Source organism: Collimonas arenae (genome assembly GCF_001584165.1).
GTDB lineage: Bacteria > Pseudomonadota > Gammaproteobacteria > Burkholderiales > Burkholderiaceae_D > Collimonas > Collimonas arenae.
Map to the genome: position 1 here is coordinate 3548235 of NZ_CP013233.1, position 22445 is coordinate 3570679.

The 22445-nt window shown below is 57.7% G+C and carries 18 protein-coding genes, 2 tRNA genes and 2 pseudogenes; 12 read left to right on the top strand and 10 right to left on the bottom strand.

The features are described from left to right. Positions 1 to 325 precede the first annotated feature (325 nt). From CAter10_RS16275 to CAter10_RS16290, 4 genes are all read left to right on the top strand, one after another. Positions 326 to 1264, top strand: a complete 939-nt coding sequence (locus tag CAter10_RS16275; RefSeq protein WP_061534234.1) for a LysR substrate-binding domain-containing protein — start codon at positions 326 to 328, stop codon at positions 1262 to 1264. 250 nt (positions 1265 to 1514) lie between these two features. After that, positions 1515 to 2909, top strand: a complete 1395-nt coding sequence (locus CAter10_RS16280) for a nucleobase:cation symporter-2 family protein (protein ID WP_061534235.1) — start codon at positions 1515 to 1517, stop codon at positions 2907 to 2909. A 96-nt stretch (positions 2910 to 3005) separates the two neighbouring features. Further along, positions 3006 to 4766, top strand: a complete 1761-nt coding sequence (locus CAter10_RS16285; RefSeq protein ID WP_061535405.1) for an allantoate amidohydrolase — start codon at positions 3006 to 3008, stop codon at positions 4764 to 4766. A gap of 47 nt (positions 4767 to 4813) precedes the next feature. Then, on the top strand, positions 4814 to 6175 hold the full coding sequence (locus CAter10_RS16290) for an 8-oxoguanine deaminase (protein WP_061534236.1): 1362 nt from the start codon (positions 4814 to 4816) through the stop codon (positions 6173 to 6175). 84 nt (positions 6176 to 6259) lie between these two features. Here CAter10_RS16290 and CAter10_RS16295 read toward each other — a convergent pair whose 3' ends face one another. Continuing rightward, positions 6260 to 7183 (bottom strand): LysR family transcriptional regulator, encoded by a 924-nt coding sequence (locus tag CAter10_RS16295; protein WP_061534237.1) that lies wholly within the window; start codon positions 7181 to 7183, stop codon positions 6260 to 6262. 137 nt (positions 7184 to 7320) lie between these two features. On the opposite strand from CAter10_RS16295, the gene CAter10_RS16300 reads away from it, so the two are divergent. The 5 genes from CAter10_RS16300 to CAter10_RS16320 all read left to right on the top strand — a co-directional run bounded on the left by CAter10_RS16300 (position 7321) and on the right by CAter10_RS16320 (position 10760). Continuing rightward, a complete protein-coding gene (locus CAter10_RS16300; RefSeq protein WP_061534238.1) occupies positions 7321 to 8079 on the top strand; it encodes a 3-oxoacyl-ACP reductase family protein in 759 nt (252 codons plus the stop codon). Positions 8080 to 8275: 196 nt separating this feature from the next. Then, a complete protein-coding gene (locus CAter10_RS16305) occupies positions 8276 to 8470 on the top strand; it encodes a ribbon-helix-helix protein, CopG family (protein WP_061534239.1) in 195 nt (64 codons plus the stop codon). Positions 8471 to 8751: 281 nt separating this feature from the next. Continuing rightward, positions 8752 to 9105, top strand: a complete 354-nt coding sequence (locus CAter10_RS16310; RefSeq protein ID WP_061534240.1) for a YkgJ family cysteine cluster protein — start codon at positions 8752 to 8754, stop codon at positions 9103 to 9105. A gap of 36 nt (positions 9106 to 9141) precedes the next feature. Continuing rightward, a complete protein-coding gene (locus CAter10_RS16315) occupies positions 9142 to 9927 on the top strand; it encodes a fused MFS/spermidine synthase (protein WP_061534241.1) in 786 nt (261 codons plus the stop codon). Positions 9928 to 9977: 50 nt separating this feature from the next. After that, entirely contained in the window at positions 9978 to 10760 is a 783-nt protein-coding gene (locus tag CAter10_RS16320; protein WP_231879014.1) for a fused MFS/spermidine synthase, read from the top strand. 114 nt (positions 10761 to 10874) lie between these two features. Here the strand turns inward: CAter10_RS16320 and pyk are convergent, their stop codons facing one another. From pyk to gcl, 5 genes and pseudogenes are all read right to left on the bottom strand, one after another. Continuing rightward, positions 10875 to 12296, bottom strand: a complete 1422-nt coding sequence (gene pyk, locus CAter10_RS16325; protein ID WP_061534242.1) for a pyruvate kinase — start codon at positions 12294 to 12296, stop codon at positions 10875 to 10877. Between the two features lie 185 nt (positions 12297 to 12481). Then, positions 12482 to 13723 (bottom strand): glycerate kinase type-2 family protein, encoded by a 1242-nt coding sequence (locus CAter10_RS16330; RefSeq protein WP_061534243.1) that lies wholly within the window; start codon positions 13721 to 13723, stop codon positions 12482 to 12484. A 206-nt stretch (positions 13724 to 13929) separates the two neighbouring features. Next, a pseudogene (locus tag CAter10_RS16335) lies at positions 13930 to 14816 on the bottom strand (2-hydroxy-3-oxopropionate reductase). 43 nt (positions 14817 to 14859) lie between these two features. Continuing rightward, on the bottom strand, positions 14860 to 15639 hold the full coding sequence (hyi, locus tag CAter10_RS16340; RefSeq protein ID WP_061534244.1) for a hydroxypyruvate isomerase: 780 nt from the start codon (positions 15637 to 15639) through the stop codon (positions 14860 to 14862). Positions 15640 to 15659: 20 nt separating this feature from the next. After that, positions 15660 to 17435 carry a glyoxylate carboligase gene (gene gcl, locus CAter10_RS16345; protein WP_061535407.1) on the bottom strand — a complete coding sequence of 592 codons (1776 nt, stop codon included), beginning with the start codon at positions 17433 to 17435 and terminating at the stop codon, positions 15660 to 15662. A gap of 247 nt (positions 17436 to 17682) precedes the next feature. Between gcl and CAter10_RS16350 the strand changes: the two are divergent. The 3 genes and pseudogenes from CAter10_RS16350 (at position 17683) to CAter10_RS16360 (ending at position 19760) form a co-directional block, all read left to right on the top strand. Next, positions 17683 to 18590 (top strand): annotated as a pseudogene (locus CAter10_RS16350) (LysR family transcriptional regulator). A 220-nt stretch (positions 18591 to 18810) separates the two neighbouring features. Continuing rightward, complete coding sequence (locus CAter10_RS16355; RefSeq protein ID WP_061534245.1) at positions 18811 to 19335, top strand: glycine zipper 2TM domain-containing protein; 525 nt, start codon at positions 18811 to 18813, stop codon at positions 19333 to 19335. A gap of 119 nt (positions 19336 to 19454) precedes the next feature. After that, a complete protein-coding gene (locus CAter10_RS16360; protein ID WP_128083106.1) occupies positions 19455 to 19760 on the top strand; it encodes a hypothetical protein in 306 nt (101 codons plus the stop codon). A gap of 153 nt (positions 19761 to 19913) precedes the next feature. Here CAter10_RS16360 and CAter10_RS16365 read toward each other — a convergent pair. From CAter10_RS16365 to CAter10_RS16385, 4 genes are all read right to left on the bottom strand, one after another. Beyond that, positions 19914 to 19988 (bottom strand) — tRNA-Glu (locus tag CAter10_RS16365). Positions 19989 to 20143: 155 nt separating this feature from the next. Beyond that, a tRNA-Glu gene (locus tag CAter10_RS16370) sits at positions 20144 to 20218 on the bottom strand. Positions 20219 to 20416: 198 nt separating this feature from the next. Beyond that, positions 20417 to 21847: a glutamate--tRNA ligase gene (gltX, locus tag CAter10_RS16380; protein ID WP_061534247.1), complete on the bottom strand. Its 1431-nt coding sequence runs from the start codon at positions 21845 to 21847 to the stop codon at positions 20417 to 20419. Positions 21848 to 21957: 110 nt separating this feature from the next. Then, on the bottom strand, positions 21958 to 22365 hold the full coding sequence (locus tag CAter10_RS16385) for a DUF4399 domain-containing protein (protein WP_128083107.1): 408 nt from the start codon (positions 22363 to 22365) through the stop codon (positions 21958 to 21960). Between the last annotated feature and the right edge of the window lie 80 nt (positions 22366 to 22445).

The window sequence follows — 22445 nt, forward strand, 5'->3', positions numbered from 1 at the left end:
ATTGTCACTCGTCTGCCACCGCGGGCTCTGCAAACGATAAGAGCGATTGCCCCCAACACGGCCGCGAACTTTTTATAAACCTTGTTTTATATCAGCTCCGCTACGACCAACATGATCGGATAAAGCAAGATACCTGCCTGCCCATCCTTCATTTTCCCCTGCCTGCGCTCAGGTAATAAAAGCGCTTCAGATTCTCGCAAGATAAACGTATTGGCGTTTCAAAACATGGATTTTCAGATATATTTGACATACACATATCCATATAACAAAATGAACTGCGGATAAATGCAAATACAAACAAATACTAATATAAGTAGGAGACAACATGGCCAAGCTGCCGGACCACCTGGATATCCATCTGATACGCATCCTGTATCTACTGCTGTGCGAAAAGAACGTTTCGCGCGTCGCACTCAAACTGAATCAGCCTCAGCCATCGATTTCGGCATCGCTGCGCAAGCTGCGCGAGCTGACCGGCGATCCGCTTTTGGTGCGCGGCGCGCGCGGCATGGTGCCGACCCAACACGGCGAAAGCCTGCTGAAACCAGCCAAGCGCATCCTCGAAGAAACCGAACGCCTGTTCGTGCAAAAGACGGCGTTCGTACCCCAGGCCGAAGCACGCACCTTCCATATCGCGGCGCCAGATTACATGAATACGCCATTCTTCCTGGAAGTGGTGGCGCGCCTGCGTCGCGAATCGCCCAAGAGCCGCATCGTGATCCATGCGCTCGGCCCGGAGACCGACTATGTCAGGCTGCTGTCCGACGGCGATCTCGACCTGGTCATCGCCAACTGGGATGAACCACCACCGCATCTGCATTTATCCAAGCTGTTCGACGATCCTATAGTTTGCCTGATGCGGGCCGACAGCGCCTACGCCAAGCGCACCGAGCCGGACAAGATGACGGTCGAGGATTATCTGTCGCTGCCGCATGTGGCGCCATGGCAGGTACTGCCCGGATACCACGGCATCATCGATTCCTTTCTCGACAGCCAGAATCTCAACCGCAACGTGGTGGTCGAATCGGCCTACTTCGGCATGCTGCCCTACATGGTGGCGCAGACCGACCTGGTGCTGACTACCGGCCGCCAGTTCGCTCGTTTCTATGAAAAGACACTGGCGCTGAAAAGCTTCACGCTGCCGATCAAATTTCCGCCGATGCGTTTTTATCAACTGTGGCATGAACGAGTGCACCAGGCGACCGAGCACAAATGGCTGCGCGAGCAGATCGGCATTGCTGCCAAGAGCATGCTGGCGAAGTAATCAACACAACTAAAAACCACAACTAGATTCTTATGTGGCAACGGGTTTTCCTCATATATCCAAATACGTAAATCAACTATCAGACAAGCTATATATCGTGAAGGGCTGGGCCAAGTAGTATCGGACAGCACGAGCCCTTTTCCAGGATCAGGTGACTTGTGAAGGCTGTGGCGCAGCAAGCCGGTCGGGCAGGAACACCGGGTTGATGTCGCCCATGCACTAACTATAATTAGTACCCAGGAGACACACGATGACCAGCAATACTGAACCGGTAGATGAAAAACTCCCCGTAGGAAAACTCGCGGCCCTCGGCTTGCAGCATGTATTGGTGATGTATGCCGGTGCGATCGCGGTGCCGCTGATCATCGGCGGCGCCCTCAACCTGGCAAAAAGCGACATTGCCTTCCTGATCAGCGCCGACCTGTTCTGTTGCGGCCTGGTGACATTGATCCAATGCCTGGGCTTCTGGAAATTCGGCATCAAGATGCCAGTCATGATGGGCGTTACCTTTGCCGCGGTCGGACCGATGGTGGCGATGGCCGGCAACCCGCAACTGACTATCGTGCACATCTACGGTGCGGTGATTGTCTCCGGCATATTCTGCGTCTTTGCCGCTCCTTACATGAGCCGCCTGATGCGCTTCTTTCCACCGGTCGTGACCGGCACAGTGATCAGCGTCATCGGCATTTCGCTGATGGGCGTCGGCATCAATTGGGCGGCCGGCGGCCAACCGGTGATCGGCACCCTGGTCGACGGCGTATTTACCAAAATCCCGAACCCCGATTACGGTTCGCCGACCAGCCTTGGCATCGCCCTGATCGTGCTGATCTCCATCTTGCTGATCACCAAATACGTTAAAGGCTTTATCGCCAACATCTCGGTGTTGACCGGCATGGGGATCGGTTTCGTGATTGCCATGGCGATGGGAAAGATCAGTTTCTACGGTCTCGGCGATGCGGAATGGTTTGCCTTCATCCGGCCGTTCCACTACGGCTGGCCGAAGTTCGACATCGGCTCCATCATCAGCATGTGCCTGGTGATGATCGTGACCATGATCGAATCGACCGGGATGTTCATTGCGTTGGGCGAAATCGTCGGCAAGAAAGTCGACGACAAGACACTGGCGCGCGGCTTGCGCGTCGATGGCCTGGGCAGCGTCATCGGCGGCATCTTCAATACGTTTCCATACACCTCGTTCTCGCAGAATATCGGCTTGGTCGGCGTCACCGGCGTGCGCAGCCGCTACGTCTGCGCTGCCGCCGGCGTGATCCTGATGTTGTTCGGCCTGTTCCCCAAAATGGCGCACGTTGCCGCGTCGATCCCCCAATTTGTGCTGGGTGGCGCCGGCATCGTCATGTTCGGCATGGTCGCGGCCACCGGCATCAAGATCCTGTCGGGCGTCGACTTCCAGCGCAACCGCAACAACCTGTTCATCGTCGCCGTCAGCTTCGGCGCAGGCATGATTCCGATCGTGGCGCCAAGCTTTTTCGACAAGATGCCGCATTTCCTGTCGACCATCCTGCATAGTGGCATCCTGCTTGCTTCCAGCATGGCCGTACTACTGAACCTGTTTTTCAATGGCAAAGGCAGCAACGAAGACAGCCACGCGCACGCAATGGCGGCTGCGCAAAGCTCCGACCACTAAGTTTTTGAAAGTAAATTGAAGCAATACGGCTCCAACCCGTAAAAACAGAATTGATTTAACCAAGGACGAAGCGGGTTGGACCCGCCGATGATACAAATGACAACACTAGAGCAATTGAATAGCGCCGATGTACAGACCTTCGTTTCGACGCTGCACGGCATTTACGAACATTCGCCGTGGATTCCGGAACGCGCCGCAGCACAACGGCCATTCGCCAACATTACAGCGCTGAAACTGGCGATGCAGGCGGTCGTCAGCAACGCTACCCGAGAAGAACAGTTGGGCCTGATCCGTGCCCACCCGGAGTTGGCGGGCAAGGCGGCCATCTCCGGCGAGCTGACTGTCGAATCGACCGGCGAGCAAGCCAAGGCCGGGCTCCACAATTGCAGTCCGGAAGAGTTCGCCACACTGCAAAAGCTGAATCGAGACTACAACAAGAAATTCGGTTTCCCGTTCATCCTCGCGGTCAAAGGCGCCGACGGCCAAGGCCTGACGCGACAGGCCATCATCGCCACCTTCACCCGCCGCCTGAAAAACCAGTTCGACGACGAGCTGGGCGAAGCGTTGCGCCAGATCGGCCGCATCGCCGAAATGCGCACCAACGATCTGCTCGGCTACACGCCGCAACTGGGCAAGACCATCATGCAATGGGCGGAACAGATCGGCGCCTGGAGCGATGACGACAACGGCCTCACCTGCGCCTACATGACCGACGCGCACCGCCGCACGGCAACGCAAATCGCCGCATGGATGCGCGAAGCCGGCATGCAGGTCGAGATCGATGCAGTCGGCAACGTGGTCGGCCGTTATCTATCCGATAATCCGGCAGCCAAGACGCTGATGACCGGCTCGCACTACGACACGGTGCGCAACGGCGGCAAATACGATGGCCGCGAAGGCATCCTGCTGCCGATCGCCATCGTCAAACACTTGCATGAACGCGGCGAAAAGCTGCCGTTCCATTTCGAGATCGTCGGCTTTTCCGAAGAAGAAGGCGTGCGCTTCAAGAGCACTTTCCTCGGCAGTAATGCGATCATCGGCCAATTCAACATGGAGCTGCTGAATAATCTCGACCGCGATGGCATCAGCATGCGCGATGCGTTATTGAAGGCCGGCCACGATCCAGCAGCAATTCCTGCCATCGCGCGCAATCCAGCCGATTTGTTGGGCTACGTCGAAGTGCATATCGAACAAGGCCCGGTGCTGTTGCAGCGCGACCTGCCGGTCGGCATCGTCACATCGATCGCCGGCAGCTGCCGCTACATGGTGCAACTGAAAGGCGTCGCCAGCCACTCCGGCACCACGCCGATGTCGATGCGCAAGGACGCTGCTGCGGCCGCCGCTGAAATCCTGCTGTATGTGGAGCAGCGCTGCAGCCAAGACCAGCACGCGTCGCTGGTCGGCACCGTCGGCCAATTGCAGGTGCCGAACGGCTCGACCAACGTGATCCCTGGCGCCTGCGTATTCTCGCTGGATATCCGTGCGGCAGACGATACGGTGCGCGATGCTGCAGTGGAAGATGTGTTGCGTCACATCGAGACGGTCTGCGAACGCCGCTGCGTCGAAGCGAATATCGAGAAGATGGTGTCGGCTCCGGCCGCACCGTGCGCCTCGTGGTTGATGGAGCAATTGTCTGCAGCCACCGAGCGGGCTGGCGTAAAACCGTTCAAACTGGCTTCCGGCGCCGGTCATGATGCCATGACCATCGCTAAAATAACCGATGTCGCAATGCTGTTTACGCGTTGCGGCAACGGCGGCATCAGCCACAATCCATTGGAAACAATGACTGCGGATGATGCTGAAGTATCGGCGCAAATCTTGCTGGATTTCCTACGCCGCTTTACATCAAAACCTTGAGCAAGGTAGCTCAAGGTCTTGAACCAGCGTATTTTTTTCCATAGCTCATGTCTAAAACTTTATTGATAAGAAATGCGCGTGTCGTCGTCACCATGGACGACGCGCGTCGTGAAATCGCCGGCGGCGCGGTGTTCATCCGCGACAACATGATCGAACAGGTCGGCGACAGCGCCGACCTGCCGCAATCCGCCGACGAAGTGATCGACGCCGGCAATCACGTCGTCATCCCGGGCTTGGTGAATACCCATCACCACATGTACCAAAGCCTGACGCGCGTGATTCCGGCGGCGCAGAATGGCGAGCTGTTCAACTGGTTGACTAACCTGTATCCGATCTGGGCCAACCTGACGCCAGAGATGATCAAGGTATCGACGTTGACTGCAATGGCTGAACTGATCATGTCCGGCTGCACCACCAGCAGCGATCACCTGTACATCTATCCAAACGGCTGCAAGCTGGACGACAGCATCGAAGCGGCGCAGCAGATCGGCATGCGTTTCCACGCCGCACGCGGCTCGATGAGCGTCGGCCAGTCGAAAGGCGGCTTGCCGCCGGACCGCGTGGTGGAAGATGAAAAGGCGATTCTGCGGGATACCCAGCGCCTGATCGAAACCTATCACGACAGCAACCGCCATGCGATGCAGCGCATCGTGGTGGCACCCTGCTCGCCGTTTTCGGTATCGCGCGACCTGATGCGCGAATCGGCGATTCTGGCCCGCCAGCATGGCGTTTCACTGCATACCCACCTGGCGGAAAACGTCAACGACATCGCCTACAGCCGCGAGAAATTCAACATGACGCCGGCTGAATATGCAGAGGATTGCGGCTGGGTTGGCCATGACGTCTGGCATGCGCACTGTGTGCAGCTGGACGACGAAGGCATCTACATGTTCGGTCGTACCGGCACCGGCATCGCCCACTGCCCTTGCTCCAACATGCGGCTGGCTTCCGGCATCGCGCCGATCCGCAAGATGGTCGACGCCGGCGTACCGGTCGGCATCGGCGTCGATGGTTCGGCATCCAACGACGGCGCCCACATGCTGGGCGAAGTACGACAGGCGATGCTGTTGCAGCGGGTCGGTTTCGGCCCCGACGCGATGACGGCGCGGCAAGCGCTGGAGCTGGCCACGCTCGGCGGCGCCAAAGTGCTCAACCGCGACGACATCGGCGCACTGAAACCAGGCATGTCGGCCGATCTGGTGCTGTTCGATTTGAACAAGGTCGGCTTTGCCGGCGGCTGGCACGATCCGGTGGCGGCGCTGGTCTTCTGCACGCCAGCGGATGTCGCCTACAGTATCATCAACGGCCGCGTGGTGGTGCGTGATGGCCAGTTCACCACGGTTGATCTCGGCAGTGTGCTGGAGCACCACAACAAGCTGGCTCTGTCGCTGGCTGAAGCGGCGCGTTAAGCTGCATTTTCCGGCAATATCAAGGAAAGGCCACGGCGTAAGCCGTGGCCTTTTTCGTAGCTGCTGCGTTTTTGGATAGCGTCATCAAAATGCCGAGAAACGGCGCGCCAGATCATGCTCGCGGAAATGCTCGACGACGTAATCGACAAACACCCGGGTTTTCGCTGGCAGTAATTTTTGCGCGGCAAAATACAAGGACAAGCTACCGCCGTCGACATACCAGTCGGGTAGCACGCGTATCAGGCTCTTGTTGAGCATAAACGGCAGCGCGTTCGGCATACTGACCAAGGCAATGCCAAGACCCATCTGAGCGATTTCGCAGGCCGCTTCCGGATCGCTCATGGTCATCCGCACGCGCAAGGTCACCGGCACCTGCTGGTTGGCGCGGTTGCGCAACGGCCAAGTGCGCACTCTTCCCGTTTGCGGCGAGCGAATGAAGATACCGTCGAGCGCGTCCAGGTCGGTCGGCGATGTCGGCATCTTCTTGCCCTTGAAATAATCCGGTGCCGCCAGCAACACCCGATGCGCCGGCGCCAGTTGGCGCGCAACAACGCCGGGTGGCAACTCAAAACCGCCGCCAAGAGCGGCATCGAAGCCTTGCGCGATCAGATCAACCTGGCGGTTGTCGAAATGCCAGTCCGGCGAGATCGCCGGATACTTTGCCAGGAATGGCGCCAGCAGCGGCACCATGTAGGTACGGCCGAAGCCGGTGCCCATGCTGACCTTGAGTACTCCCGCCGGTTGCCCACCGGCGCTGGCCAGGTTATCGACTGCGGCCTGGATCGACACCAGGCTGTCCCTGACTTCATGCAGGAAACTCTCGCCGGCCTCGGTCAAGGTCAGGCTACGCGTGCTGCGCTGGAACAGGCGCACACCGAGCCCAGCCTCCAGCCGTGCCACATTCTTGCCGACCGCGGCCGATGTCATGCCGAGGCGGCGTGCCGCCTCGGAGAAGCTGCCTGCCTCGGCGCTGCGCACGAAACATTGCATTCCGATCATCGTTTCCATGTCGTTATTTCAAACCTTTGGGATGAAGTGAATATGAAGATTAGCGACTAGTCACAACATAATGATCGTCCGATACTTCGCTTGTCAACTCGCCACTCATCATTTCGATAAGCGGCGCAACCAAACGGAGAAACCTCATGAGCAACAATCAAGAATCCCAAGTACTCGCAGGCAAGGTCGCCTTCATCCAGGGCGGCTCACGCGGCATCGGCGCCGCCGTCGCCAAACGCCTGGCCAGAGATGGCGCAGCCGTCGCCCTGACCTATATCAGTTCAGGTGAGCGCGCCCTGCAAATGGTAAAGGACATCGAAGCTGCCGGCGGACGTGCATTGGCGATCAAAGCTGACAGCGCTGACGCCGAAGCGATCAAGGCGGCCATCGGACAAACCATGACGAAGTTTGGACGACTCGACATCCTGGTCAACAATGCCGGCGTGCTGGCGATTGCGCCGCTGGCCGATTTCAGCCTGGAAGACTTCGATCGCACGCTGGCAATCAATGTCCGCAGCGTCTTCATCGCCAGCCAGGAAGCGGCACGCCACATGGGCGGCGGCGGCCGTATCATCAACATCGGCAGCACCAATGCCGACCGCATGCCGTTTGCCGGCGGCGGCCCTTACGCCATGAGCAAGTCGGCTCTGGTCGGCCTGACTCGCGGCCTGGCGCGCGACCTCGGTCCGCGCGGCATCACCATCAACAATGTGCAGCCTGGCCCAGTCGATACCGACATGAATCCGGCCGGCAGCGACTTCGCCGCCTCCCTGAAGGCAATGATGCCGGTCGGCCGCTACGGCACCGCTGAAGAAGTCGCCGGCTTCGTGGCTTACCTGGCCAGCCCCGAAGCGGCTTACATCACCGGCGCCAGCCTCAGCATTGATGGCGGCTTTGCCGCCTGATAATTCCTTGCACTGAGTTGAATGCAAAAGGCGGTTCAGCATCGTCACGCTGGACCGCCTTTTGCAGCAGATATCGCATATTTTCTACCCTTCAGGACTCGCACCATCCCGCGCGCGGACCGGCTTTCGCCCTCGGATTGCATGCTCCCTGATGTGTATAATGATAATCTCATTATCATAAAAGTCTGCCTATTCCATGGAATCAAAAACTGCACGACTAACCATCCTGATCGATCCCGTGAAAAAGAAGGCGTTTGACGAACTGTGCCTTGCGCAGGACTTGACGCCATCGCAGGTGATACGGCAAATGATCCGCGAATATCTGGAGCGTCATCACGTCGATTACCCAACCAAAGCTGCCGCCAGGACGCCCAAGGCAACTAACAAATAGATCATAACCGCCGCTCGCTGCCGTGAGCGGCAAAACCTTGCGCTTCTGCGCGCCGGATATCCTTCCTGCAAGACAGACAGCCCTGCCTTCTCCACCAACGCATCCGCTATATTCCCGTTTTCAGGATGGCAGAAGCACGCCAGCGCGGATCACAACCCGACAAGAATCGTTGACTGCCCGGACAGCATGCCATCCGCCACTGATAATCTGGCATCTCGGCAACAGCTTTCAAATCGCGTAGAATGAGTATGGTATGTTCATTTAATGATAATGACATTACAATGAAAAGCAATGCGCACATAATCAAGTTCTTCCGGCAACGGATCCCGGCATTTACCTGTGTGCCGGGCTGTCACGACTGCTGCGGACCGGTGCTGGCCTCAACCGAAGAGATGGCCAGGCTGCCGCGCAAGAGTGCGCAGGAACAGGACGCCGCCATGGCCGCACTGAACTGCCCGCATCTGGGCGCCAACGGTTGCCAAGTGTATGAGGAACGCCCGCTAGTTTGCCGCCTGTTCGGCACCACGCCCAAGCTCGCCTGCCCGAACGGCAAACGGCCTGAGGTGATGATCGATCCCCTGATAGAAGATCGGATCTACCGTTATTTCATACAGACGCGCCATGTGCTGGTTTGACACCTCGCCTTACCCGGAGCTTTAGAAAAGACGACCATGCTTCTAGACAATCTTTCCGACCTCGCGAATTTTTCCGCTGACGGCCGTCCTTTCATCTATAAAAACACATACTCGATTTCGCTGCTGTTCGACAGCAGCGCGGTACAAAGTGAGATGTACATGAGCGAACCGGACGAACTGCTGCTAGGCTATACCATCACGATGATGGGCTTTCTACTCTTCAACGATGCGCCGAAGAGGATTGCCATGATAGGTCTGGGCGGCGGTTCGCTGGTCAAATACTGTTATCGTCATCTGCCGCAGTCCGCCATCGTGGTGGCCGAAAACAACCCGGAAGTGATCGCCTTGAGAAAACATTTCCAGATTCCCCAGGATGACCACAGGCTGCAGATTGTCTGCATGGATGGCTGTCAGCTGGTGCGCGACGCTGAGAACGACCACGATGTCCTGCTGGTGGACGGATTTGACCGCAACGGGCAGCCGCCACAGCTATGCAGCCAGGCGTTCTATGACGACTGTTACCAGTCACTGGCGCAGGACGGCATGCTGGTAGTCAACCTGCTCGGCAACAATAGCGATACGGACTTGTATCTCGATCGCATTCAGCGCAGTTTTGGCGGCGCCGCGATTGCGGTCGACGCGAGGGAATCCGGTAACCGAATCGTGTTTGCGTGCAAAGGAAAACGACTCGACACCGCAGAGCAAAGCCTGCTCAAAAAATTGAAAGATCTGTCGCCGCATCATGCACTGATGTTGCGCCTGACCGCGCAAAACATTGTGCAGCAACGCAGAAACGATAAGCTGGCCACAGCGTTCCCCTGAGTACTCCGCCTATTGCAACTGGCACAGCGACAGACTCACTATCACGCCACATGAACACACCCAGCTCTTTTGAACAACTGCTCGAGAAAAGTGGCGGACAACCCTTTGTGTTCGACCATGGCGACATGCGTACGCTGCACTTCGACCATAAATATGTGCAGAGCGCAATGTCGATTGCCGAGCCACACAAACTGTTGCTGAGCTATACCCGGGCGATGATGGGTTTCATGCTGTTTCATGCAGCCCCCAGGCACATCTTGCTGGTCGGCCTGGGTGGCGGTTCGCTCGCCAAGTACTGCTATCGTCATTTCCCCGCCGCTCGCATTACCGTTCTCGAGCTGAGCGCAGAAGTGATCGCCTTGCGCGACGCGTTCATGATTCCCGCCGACGACGAACGCCTGCAAGTGATCCACACCGATGCGGCAGCGTACATGCAAGCCCAGCAAGGGAATATCGCGGATATCATCATGCTGGACGGCTTTTCCGCAGATGGTCCTGCGGATGAACTCAGCACCAGCAGTTTCTATGCAGATTGCCTGCGCAGTCTGACGCCCGGCGGCATCCTGGTATCCAATCTATGGGACCGTCCGGATTTCCTGGTGCAGGCCATCGGGCAGGCGCTGGCCGCATCCGACTGGCGCATCTGGTGGTGCCGCACCAGCGACAGCCACAATTGCATTGCGTTCTTCATCAAAGGCAGCGTGACGCCGCTTTTCAGATCGGAGATCCGTAGTAGAGCGAAAAAACTGGATGCGCAATTTGGATTGCAGCTATTGGAACTGGTGCCATCGTTCCAACTCGTCAGAGACAAGCCGGAAGAAGAACCTACTTAGATGTTGTACCCGGCATAAAAATATCCCCGCCGCTTGCGCATGGGGGATATTTTCCGGCCGCTTTTCTAGCGGAACCGCATCAATTCACCGGCTAACGCCGGTAACGTACCGAATTTATTGTGCCCAGATTTCCGCGAGGCGCAACAGGTTGGTGCTACCCGGCTGACCGAACGGCATGCCCGCAGTGATCGCAATCTGGTCGCCGACCTTGGCAAAGCCTTCCTTGAACGCAGTCTGGCAAGCGGCAGTCACCATTTCGCTTTCGTTATGCACCTGCTCGCTGATGGTCGAATGCACTCCCCACACCAACGCCAGTCGGCGTGCTGTCGACAGCTTCGGCGTGATGCTGAGAATAGGCGCCATCGGCCGTTCGCGCGCAGCACGCAAACTGGTGTGCCCCGAACTGGTATAAGTTACGGTGACCTTGGCGCCAATGATGCGAGTCACATCGCGCAGCGCCGAGCAGATGGCGTCACCGCGGTTCGGCAGCGGCGTTTCATGTTGTGCATCCAGCATGTTCTGGTACAGCGGGTCGCGCTCCACTTCGGTGATGATACGGTCCATGATGGACACCGCCGGGACCGGGTAAGCGCCGCTGGCTGATTCGGCCGACAGCATCACGGCATCGGCGCCGTCGTAGATGGCGCTGGCGACGTCGGAAGCTTCGGCGCGCGTCGGCACTGGTGAGGTAATCATCGATTCCAGCATCTGGGTGGCGATCACGATCGGCTTGCCGTGCTGACGGCAGACACGCAGGATACGCTTTTGCACACCCGGCACGCGCTCCGGCGGCAGTTCCACGCCGAGGTCGCCGCGCGCCACCATGATGGCATCGGAAACCTGGACGATAGCGTCCAACTGCTCCAGCGCCGCAGGCTTTTCCAGCTTCGACAAGATGCTGGCGCGCTCGCCGATCAAGGCGCGTGCTTCCATCACGTCTTCCGGCCGCTGCACAAAGGACAGCGCGATCCAGTCAACGCCAAGTTCCAGCGCGAATTTCAAGTCGCGCTTGTCTTTCTCAGTCAGCGCCGGAATCGGCAATACCGCGTCCGGCACATTGACCCCTTTGCGGTCCGATAGCGAACCGCTGTTGACCACCCGGGTATGGATGGACTGGCCATCGCACGACAATACCTCCAGCCTGACCTTGCCATCGTCCAGCAGCAAAGACTGGCCGCCGGCGATCACTTCAAACAGTTCCGCATGCGGTAAACAGACGCGCTGCTTGTTACCCGGCGCCGGATCGCGGTCGAGCGTGAATTCCTGGCCTGCCTGCAACTCGATCTTGCCATCGGCGAACTGACCGATCCGCAGCTTTGGGCCTTGCAGATCAGCCAGGATGGCGATCGGCCGGCCAACTGCCTGCTCCACCGCGCGCACGATCTCGTAGCGTTGCTGGTGATCGGCGTGGCTGCCGTGGCTAAAGTTGAAACGAAAGACATCGGCACCGGCTTCGAACAATGCCTGGATGGTTTTCTGGTCGGCGCTGGCAGGGCCGAGCGTGGCGACGATTTTTGCTTTACGTTGGCGGCGCATGGTTGGTTTTCTTTCGTAATTCAAGCGGTGAGTCCGACATGAAGCCAGACATGAAGTAACTGAATTCTCGCGTCATTCCCGCGTATGCGGGAATCCATTTTTCGTCAATAATCGGGATCCCGCGTGCGCGGGATGAGGCTACTTGACTGTTTTCTTCATTTCAGCAAAACAGTGAAACCGGCTTCCTAGAGAATCAGGATGGCGCGGAAATCGTTGACATTGGTGCGCGTCGGGCCGCTGACAACCAGGTCGCCCAGCGCGCTGAAGAAACCGTAGCCATCATTATTGTCGAGCATCGCGCGCGGGCGCAGTCCCAGTTCCGCAGCCTTGCGCATCGAGTCCGGCTGGTAGATCGCGCCGGCGTTGTCTTCCGAACCGTCGATGCCGTCGGTGTCGCAAGCAATCGCATGGATATCCGGAAAGCCGTCCAGCGCTGTCGCCAGGCTCAGCAGGAATTCGGCATTACGGCCGCCACGGCCTGTGCCACGCACCGTAACCGTGGTTTCGCCACCGGAAATCACGACGCATGGTTTGCTGAAAGGTTGGCCGCGACGGGAAATCTGTCGCGCCAATGCGGCATGCGCCAGCCCGATATCGCGCGCCTCGCCTTCCATCTCATCGGACAAAATGTGCGGCGTCAGGCCGGCAGCAGTAGCAACCCCGGCTGCTGCTTCCAGCGCATCTTGCGCAGTGGCGATCACATAGTGCTGGTTACGTTCCAGGCGCGGATCACCCGGCTTAGGCGTTTCGCCGGCGCCGGATTCGAGATGCTTGCGGATCGCTTCCGGCGTCTCGATATTGTATTTGCGCAGCACCGCCAGTGCTTCAGCGCAAGTGGTCGGATCGGCCAATGTCGGGCCGCTGGCGATGATGCCGGGATCGTCGCCGGGAATATCGGAAATCATCAGCGTCACTACCCGCGCCGGGGCACAGGCCAGCGCCAGCCGTCCGCCCTTGATGGCCGACAGATGCTTGCGCACGCAGTTCATTTCAAAAATAGTGGCGCCGCTTCTCAGCAACGCCTTGTTGATCGCTTGCTTCTGCTCCAGCGAAATACCGTCCGCAGGCAATGCCAGCAAGGCCGAGCCGCCGCCCGAAATCAGGCATAGCACCAAGTCGTCGGCAGTCAAACCCTGCACCATATCGAGCATCCGTGCCGCCGCCTTGCGGCCGGCTTCGTCAGGCACGGGATGCGATGCTTCGACCACTTCGATGCGCTTGCAATCCGCGCCGTGGGCGTAGCGCGTCACGACCAAACCGGAAATATCGCCCTGCCAATTGTCTTCCACCGCCTTGGCCATCGCCGCCGCACCTTTACCGGCGCCGATCACCAACGTACGGCCTTTACCGGACGGCGCCGGAATCCTGGCCAGATATTCGGGAAGGCACTTGGAGGCGCTGACAGCGTCGACTGCGGCCTGGTACATGTCGAGGAGAAGCTGGCGGGCTTGATGCTGTTCGCGGTAGTCATGCTGTTGTACCTTGATCTATGAAGCGAGTTGTCTCAAAAACTTTTCTGTCCTGCTTTTTTTGTTGCCTCTACCGCGTCGTGCGCGCCGAGTTTGCTGCCATACGTTCGAACAACCATGGGGTGGGCGAGTCTTATTGCCCACTCCATAAACAATAGCAGAAATTACGCCTTGGCGATTTCATGGTTCGACATGATCTCGATCGCACGGCACAGTGCCGAGTGATCGAGGCCGCTCAAACCATTGGCTGCGCAGGAGTTCATCAATTCCTGTGCAACTGCGGTGTTCGGCAGCGACACGCCCAGAGCCTTGGCGCCTTGCAATGCCAGGTTCAAGTCCTTCTGGTGCAGTTCGATGCGGAAGCCTGGGTTGAAAGTACGTTTGACCATGCGTTCGCCATGCACTTCCAGGATGCGCGACGCCGCAAAGCCGCCATCAGGGCTTGACGTACACGCGCTGGATCGGCGCCAGCCTTGGAGGCGAACAACAGGGCTTCAGCAACCGCCTGGATGTTCAACGCCACGATGATCTGGTTGGCCACCTTGGTAGTCTGCCCGTCGCCGTTGCCGCCGACCAGCGTGATGTTCTTTCCCATCAGTTCAAACAACGGCTTGGCATCGTTGAACGCACCTTCGGAACCGCCGACCATGATGGTCAACGATGCAGCCTTGGCGCCGACTTCGCCGCCGGAAACCGGCGCATCCAGGTATTCGCAGCCCAGTGCGTTGATCTTCTTGGCGAAACCCTTGGTGGCGATCGGCGAGATCGAGCTCATGTCGATCACGATCTTGCCAGACGTCAGGCCTTCAGCCACGCCCTTCTCACCGAACAGGACGGCTTCAACGTGCGGGGTATCCGGCACCATGATGATGATAATGTCAGCGCGCTTGGCGACTTCGGCGCCAGATGTACAAACCGTCGCACCGCCATCAATCAGTGCTGCCGGTGGATTCTTCTGGTCATGCAGGTACAGCTTGTGGCCGCCGCGTTGCAGGTTTTCTGCCATAGGCGCGCCCATGATGCCGAGTCCGATAAAGCCAACTTTTGCCATGATATTTCTCCGTAATTTTTAAGGTGTGTCTTTTTGCGAGGATTTACAGGCCGTGCGCAGCGCGCCAGCCAAGTCCTTCTACCGTGCCTGCTTTCGGCTTGTACTCGCAGCCGATCCAGCCGTCGTAGCCGATTTCATCCAGGAACTTGAACAGGTAGTGATAATTGATTTCGCCTGTGCCCGGTTCGAAACGCCCCGGATTGTCCGCCAGCTGCACGTGCTTGATTTGCGCCAGGTTGGCCTTGATGGTGTTGGCCAGTTCGCCTTCCATGCGCTGCATGTGATAGATGTCGTATTGCACAAACAGGTTGCTGGAACCGGTTTCCTTGATCAACTCTAGTGCCTGATGCGTACCCGTCAGGAAAAAACCCGGGATATCAAAGCTGTTGATCGGTTCGATCAACAACCTGATGCCGGCAGCCTGCAACTTGTCAGCAGCAAACTTCAGGTTGCTGACCACGGTGGCACGTGCCAACTCCGTGCTGACGCCTGCCGGCACGATACCAACCAGGCAATTCAGCTGCTTGACGCCTAGCACCTTGGCGTAGCTAATCGCATCATCGACACCGTGCTGGAATTCGCTGACGCGATCTGGATGGCAGGCGATGCCGCGCTCGCCGGCTTCCCAATTACCTGCCGGCAGATTGTGCAGCACCAGTTCCAGGCCGTTGGTGGCCAGCTTGTCGGCGATCTGCTCAGCGCGGAACGCATACGGGAACAGAAATTCGACTCCCTTGAACCCGGCCTTGGCTGCGGCATCGAAGCGATCCAGAAATGGCAGCTCGGTAAACAGCATGGTCAGGTTGGCGGCTAGTTTTGTCATATCGTCTCTCTCCTAAAAACTCAGTCCAGCAACGAAACTGCGGTTGGTGCGTCAACACGGCTCTTGGCCAGTTCTTCAAACTCGTTGACGGCGTCGATCTCGGTGCCCATCGACACGTTGGTCACACGTTCCAGGATGATTTCCACCACGACCGGCACACGGAATTCCTTCATCCAACGCTTGGCTTGAGCAAACGCATCCTGGATGGCGTTCGGATCGGTGACGCGGATCGCCTTGCAACCCAGCCCTTCGACCACAGCGATATGGTCGACGCCGTAGCCATTGAGTTCCGGCGCATTGATGTTTTCAAACGCCAGCTGCACACAGTAATCCATCTCGAAGCCGCGCTGCGCCTGACGGATCAGGCCGAGGTACGAGTTGTTCACCACAACGTGCAAGTAAGGCAGGTTGAACTGCGCGCCAACAGCCAATTCTTCGATCATGAACTGGAAGTCGTAATCGCCGGAGATCGCCACCACTTCACGCTTTGGATCGGCAACGCAGACGCCCAATGCCGCAGGAATAGTCCAGCCCAGCGGACCAGCCTGGCCGCAGTTGATCCAGTGACGTGCGTGGTACACATGCAGGAATTGCGCGGCGGCGATCTGCGACAGCCCGATGGTGCTGACGTAGCAGGTATCGCGACCGAAAGCGCGATTCATTTCTTCGTAGACGCGCTGCGGCTTGACCGGCACGTTTTCGAAATGGGTGCGGCGCTGCATGGTGCGCTTGCGTTCCTGGCATTCTGCCAACCATGCCGAACGATCAGGCAATTTTCCGGCGGTTTTCAATTCCTTGGCGACTTCAACGAACAGCGTCAAGGCTGCCTTGGCATCGGAGACGATGCCGTAGTCAGGACCGAACACGCGGCCGATCTGGGTCGGCTCGATGTCGACGTGAACGAACTTGCGGCCCTTGGTGAATACTTCGACCGAACCGGTATGGCGGTTAGCCCAACGGTTGCCGATACCGAGCACGAAATCGGACGCCAGCATGGTGGCGTTGCCGTAACGATGGCTGGTCTGCAAACCGACCATGCCCGCCATTTGCGGATGGTCGTCAGGAATCGCACCCCAGGCCATCAGAGTCGGGATCACCGGTACGCCAGTCAATTCAGCAAACTCAACTGCCAGATCAGCTGCATCGGCATTGATGACGCCACCGCCGATGGTCAGCAACGGACGCTCGGATTCGTTCAACATGGTCAGCGCTTTTTCGATCTGGGCGCGCGATGCTGCCGGTTTGTACACAGACAACGGCTCGTAAGTATCAGGATCGAATTCGATCTCAGCCATCTGCACGTCGAATGGCATGTCGATCAACACCGGACCTGGGCGGCCGGAACGCATGATGTGGAAAGCCTGCTGGAACACGCGCGGCAGCAAGGCCGGTTCGCGGACAGTGACCGCCCACTTGGTGACCGGCTTGGCAATCGATTCGATGTCGACAGCCTGGAAATCTTCCTTGTACAAACGGGCACGCGGCGCCTGGCCGGTAATGCAGAGGATTGGAATCGAATCCGCCTGTGCCGAGTACAAGCCAGTGATCATGTCGGTGCCGGCAGGACCGGAGGTGCCGATACAGATGCCGATATTGCCTGGGTTGGCTCGGGTGTAGCCTTCCGCCATGTGCGATGCGCCTTCAACGTGGCGTGCCAGTACGTGCTCAATCCCGCCATGCCGTTTCATGGCAGAGTAAAACGGGTTAATTGCGGCACCTGGCACACCAAAGGCTTGTACGCAGCCCTCTTTTGCCAATACGTGCATTACTGCGTCCACTGCCTTCATCTTTGCCATGTTGCCTCCGGAATACTCAATGTAAAAATTGTTGCCACTGCCTACGGTTTGTTTCAGCCGGCTCTCCCGGCTCAATCAGCGTCGTTCACTACGACTTGGCTGAGACTTGGAAGAGAGGCTGACAACTACCGAGTGGATGAAGCACATGCTATAACCAAACATATTGTTTGATAAGAATACAAACAATCGCTTTATTCGATACATGAAGTATGGAATACTATAAAAAACAGGGTATGCGGAGACAAAGATGGACAAACTCAAACAAATCGAAGCTTTCGTCAGCGTGGTCGAAAAAGGCAGTCTGGCGAGTGCGGCGCTTGAGCAAGACATTACTCCCGTCATGCTGGGGCGGCGCATCGATGCGCTGGAGAAGCGGCTCGGCACCAAGCTGATGCATCGCACTACCCGGCATCTGACCCTGACAGAACAAGGCACGGTCTTCCTCGACCATTGCCGCAAGCTGCTGACCGAGCTGGATATTGCCGAGAAATCATTTCGGAAGGTCGTCACAAGGCTACCGGCCATCTGGTGGTGTCGGCCCCGGCTGCATTCGGCCGCAAGCATGTCGCGCCGCATGCGCCAGCTTTTATAGCCACCAATCCGGAAGTACAGATTTCATTCAACCTGACCGACCGCGTGGTCGACCTGGTGCGGGAAGGCTATGACATCAGCATCCGCATCGGCGGCGCCATCGATCCCAATTTCGTCGCGGTAAAGCTGGCCAGCAATCGGCGGGTCGTGTGCGGTACGCCGGAATACTTTCATCGCAATGGCATTCCTAAGACGCTGGAAGACATCGCCAACCACAATTGTCTTTCGTTCAACCTGCAGGGCGGCCAGCAGCGCGGCTGGTACTTCCAGCAAAACGGCAAGCCGGTGATCATCAAGACCGCCGGCAACCTGGATTGCAATGATGGCGAATTGCTGCACCGATGGGTCAGCGAAGGGCTCGGCCTGGGTTGGCGCTCTACTTGGGAAATCGAATCGCAACTGGCGTCGGGCGAACTGCTGACAGTGCTGGATGAGTTTGCGCTGCCGCACTACGACATCATGGCGGTCTATCCGCAACAGCGGCATTTGCCGGCCAAGGTGCGTTTCTTCATAGATCGCCTGAAATCGATCTATGCGCAGCCGGATTACTGGAGCAAGGGCTAAGTTGCTATCAGGCGACATGCCATATTGCCCTCACCGTACATTTATTTTCCTGACTGCAAGAACAAAGCCGTCCCAGCCGCAGTCTGAGATTACTGCGGTCAACCAGGCAGGCCGCAAAATCGTTTTAGTGTGGCGTGCCGCACATTCGCTCGTAAAGCAAAGCACTACACTGGTTAAATCAATTACATCACAGACACTAATCGACTCAATGAGGCACCTTATGACAATCCGCAAAACATCCAAACAAGCTGTGCTGGCAGCACTGATCGGCGGGTCAATGCTGCTCGGCGGCTGCGCGGTTCCTTACGGCGGACAGAACTATGGCAACCAGGGTTACGCCAGCCAAGGCAACCAGGGTTATTACAATCCGCCTCCGCAAGCGACCTATCCAAGCTATCAGCAGCCGCCACGCCGCGACAACTATGGCGTGGTCGATGCAATCGATGCAGTCAACACGCCTAGCCAAGGCATCGGCGGCGCAGTTGTCGGCGGCGTACTGGGCGGCGTGGTCGGCCATCAAATCGGCCACGGCAACGGCAATACCCTGGCGACCATCGCCGGCGTAGTTGGCGGCGCGGTAGCCGGCAATCAGCTGGAACAGCGCGCCAGCCCTGGCACCACTTCCTACAATGTGCGCGTGCGCATGAACAACAACGGTTTCCAAACCATCAGCGTCAGCAATCCCGGCGATCTGCGGGTTGGCGACCGGGTACGTATCGACAACGGTCAGATTTCGCGCTACTGATCACGCGGCGCAGCTGTCGCGCAGCGTGATTTTGCTGGGGCGAACGAATGAAAGCCGTGCATTTGATTAGTCCGTCCGCATGCAGCATCTTGCTGCATGCCATACAACAAGGAGGCATCATGAAAATGCAACTGAAACCGCTGTGGCTATCGCTCTTTATCGCCGCCAACGCTTTTGCGCTGCATGCCAATGCAGCCGAAGAAAACGTGCAGTTCAAGGATCCTCCGCGCTGGAAGATAGAAGACCGGACGCCGCAAGCACGTTTCCAGACCATGAAAAAAGAAAACACGAATGCCTATGCGCAGGCGATGAACGATTGCCGCGCGATGCGTGGACGTGAAGCTGCGGATTGCCGTAAAGAGGCTCGTGCGAATTTTGACCGGGATATGCAACGTGCGCGTGAGATGACTATCGGCAGGAAATAGATTGCGCCTCGCCGAGTAAAGAATCGGTGGGGTGGGCAATTTTGCCCACGCGGAGCGACGATGAATTGATGAGTGAATTCAGCGTGGGCAGAAAATCTGCCCACCCTACAACCCGCAAAACAAAAAGGCCCGCTTGCGCGGGCCTTTTTATTCTGGCGTCCCCAGGGGGATTCGAACCCCGTACTCACCGTGAAAGGGTGATGTCCTAGGCCTCTAGACGATGGGGACAGTAATCTGTCCGTACTGACCTTGTGCTTCTACTGCTGCTTGCAAAAAACAATAAAGGCCGCATTTGGCGGCCTCATCGATTGTATCGAAAACACTCAACACCAATATTCTGCAATCGCTTTCCGACTGCTTTCCTGTCGATGCCAAAAGAATTCTGGCGTCCCCAGGGGGATTCGAACCCCGTACTCACCGTGAAAGGGTGATGTCCTAGGCCTCTAGACGATGGGGACAGCAAGCTGCCCAACTAACTTTACAACCTTACTACTTCTGCTACCAATTTGCTGGTGGAGGTAAGCGGGATCGAACCGCTGACCTCTTGCATGCCATGCAAGCGCTCTCCCAGCTGAGCTATACCCCGTTTGCAGAAGCGAGATTATAGCAAGCTTATTTACGGCTTGTAAATCCCGATTTGCAGATTTATTGCAGATTTAGACCAGATATTGCTGCAAACGCGCAATGACGGCTTCCCGGCCAAACAATTCAAGCACCGCATCGATCGCCGGGGTCTGCAACTGCCCGGTCACCATTAAGCGCAACGGCATCGCGAACTGCGGCATCTTCAGCTTGTGTGTCGCCAGCACTTCCTTGATCATCGGCGCCAAACTTTCCTTGGTCCACTCAATCGTGGCGCAACGTTCCGCAAAGTCGGCCAGCGCCGGTTTGATCGCATCGGTAAAGTGCTGTGCCAGCAGCGCAGCATCCGGCGCCGGCTTACGGTAGAACAGCATCGCTGCAACGCCGATTTCATTGACGGTGTTGGCGCGCTCCTTCAACAGGCCGATCACTTTCGGCAAGTCCGGGGCATTGGTGAAATCAGCGCCGTCCCGCTCCATCAGCGGCTTGACCATGGCTGCCAGGCGCGCGTTGTCGGCCAGTTTGATGTAGTGGTTGTTGATCCACGCCAGTTTTTCAGGATTGAATTGTGCCGGCGATTTCGACAGGTGGTCGAGATCAAACCATTCACAGAACTGTTCCATCGAAAAAATTTCTTCGTCGCCATGGCTCCAGCCCAGGCGCGCCAGGTAATTCAGCATCGCTTCCGGCAGGTAGCCTTGCGCCGGGTAATCCATGACGCTGACCGCACCGTGGCGCTTCGACAGTTTCTCGCCGTCGGCGCCGAGAATCATCGGTACGTGGCCGTACAGCGGCAACGTTGCACCCAGCGCCTTCAGGATATTGATCTGGCGCGGTGTATTGTTGACGTGGTCGTCGCCGCGGATCACGTGGGTGATCTTCATGTCCCAATCGTCCACCACCACGCAAAAATTGTACGTCGGCGTGCCGTCTGGACGGGCGATCACCAGATCGTCCATTTCACGGTTGGAAATGGTGATGTTGCCCTTGACCACGTCGTCCCAGCTGACGTCACCATCGAGCGGATTCTTGAAACGCACCACCGGCTTGCGATCCGCAGGAATCGCAGGCAAAGTCTTGCCCGGCTCTGGACGCCAGGTGCCGTCGTAACGCGGCTTTTCGCCAGCGGCGCGCATGCGTTCGCGCATCGCTTCGACTTCTTCCGGCGACGAGTAGCAGTGGTAGGCCGTGCCTTCCTGCAGCATTTGCGCGATCACTTCGCGATAGCGATCCATGCGGCGCATCTGGTAGAACGGACCTTCGTCATGCTCCAGACCCAGCCATTGCATGCCGTCGATGATGGCTTGCACGGCTTCCGGGGTCGAACGTTCCAGATCGGTATCTTCAATGCGCAACACGAAAGTGCCGCCGAAGTGGCGTGCATAGGCCCAGGAAAACAACGCAGTACGGGCGCCGCCCAGATGCAGGTAACCGGTCGGACTAGGCGCGAAACGGGTACGCACCGGCGATGATGGGGAAGTGGAAGCTGGAGTCGGAGCAGTCATGATAAATAAAAACGGCCTTGGATTGCCAAAGCCGTTATCAAGGAAAACCCCATTTTACCGCGTTGCACCAGTGGATGGAACCGCCGAGCGGATCTGCCTGCTGCCGGCGTTTATTTGACGGTAACGTTGATGGTTTTACTCAGTTCCGGGCCATAGGACTGGTGGGCGCCGTTGGCGAACTGCATGGTCAGCTTATATTTGCCCGGCGGCAGCGTAACGCTGGTTTCGGTTTGGCCCTTGCCGAAATGCAAATGCCTGTCATCGACCGGGATAGCCTGCCCGGCCGGGATGCTGTCTTCGTTGATCAGCAGGTGATGGTGACCGGTCCCCGGCGTCATGTCGCTCGCCGGCTTGACTTCCATGCCGCTGACGCCGAACTTGACAGTGAATGGGCTGCTGACCACCGCACCGTCAGCCGGCTCAATGAACGAGACCGAGGCGGCTTGGGCCATCTGCGGAAGCAGGCCAGCACTCAGCAAAGTTGCGGAAAACAGTACAGAAAGAATCCGTGATTTCATTTTCTGGTCCTTTACATCGAAAATTGACAACACTAACTGCCCATGCGCTCATTGCCAGATGCCTTGGGCAAACCCCGTAC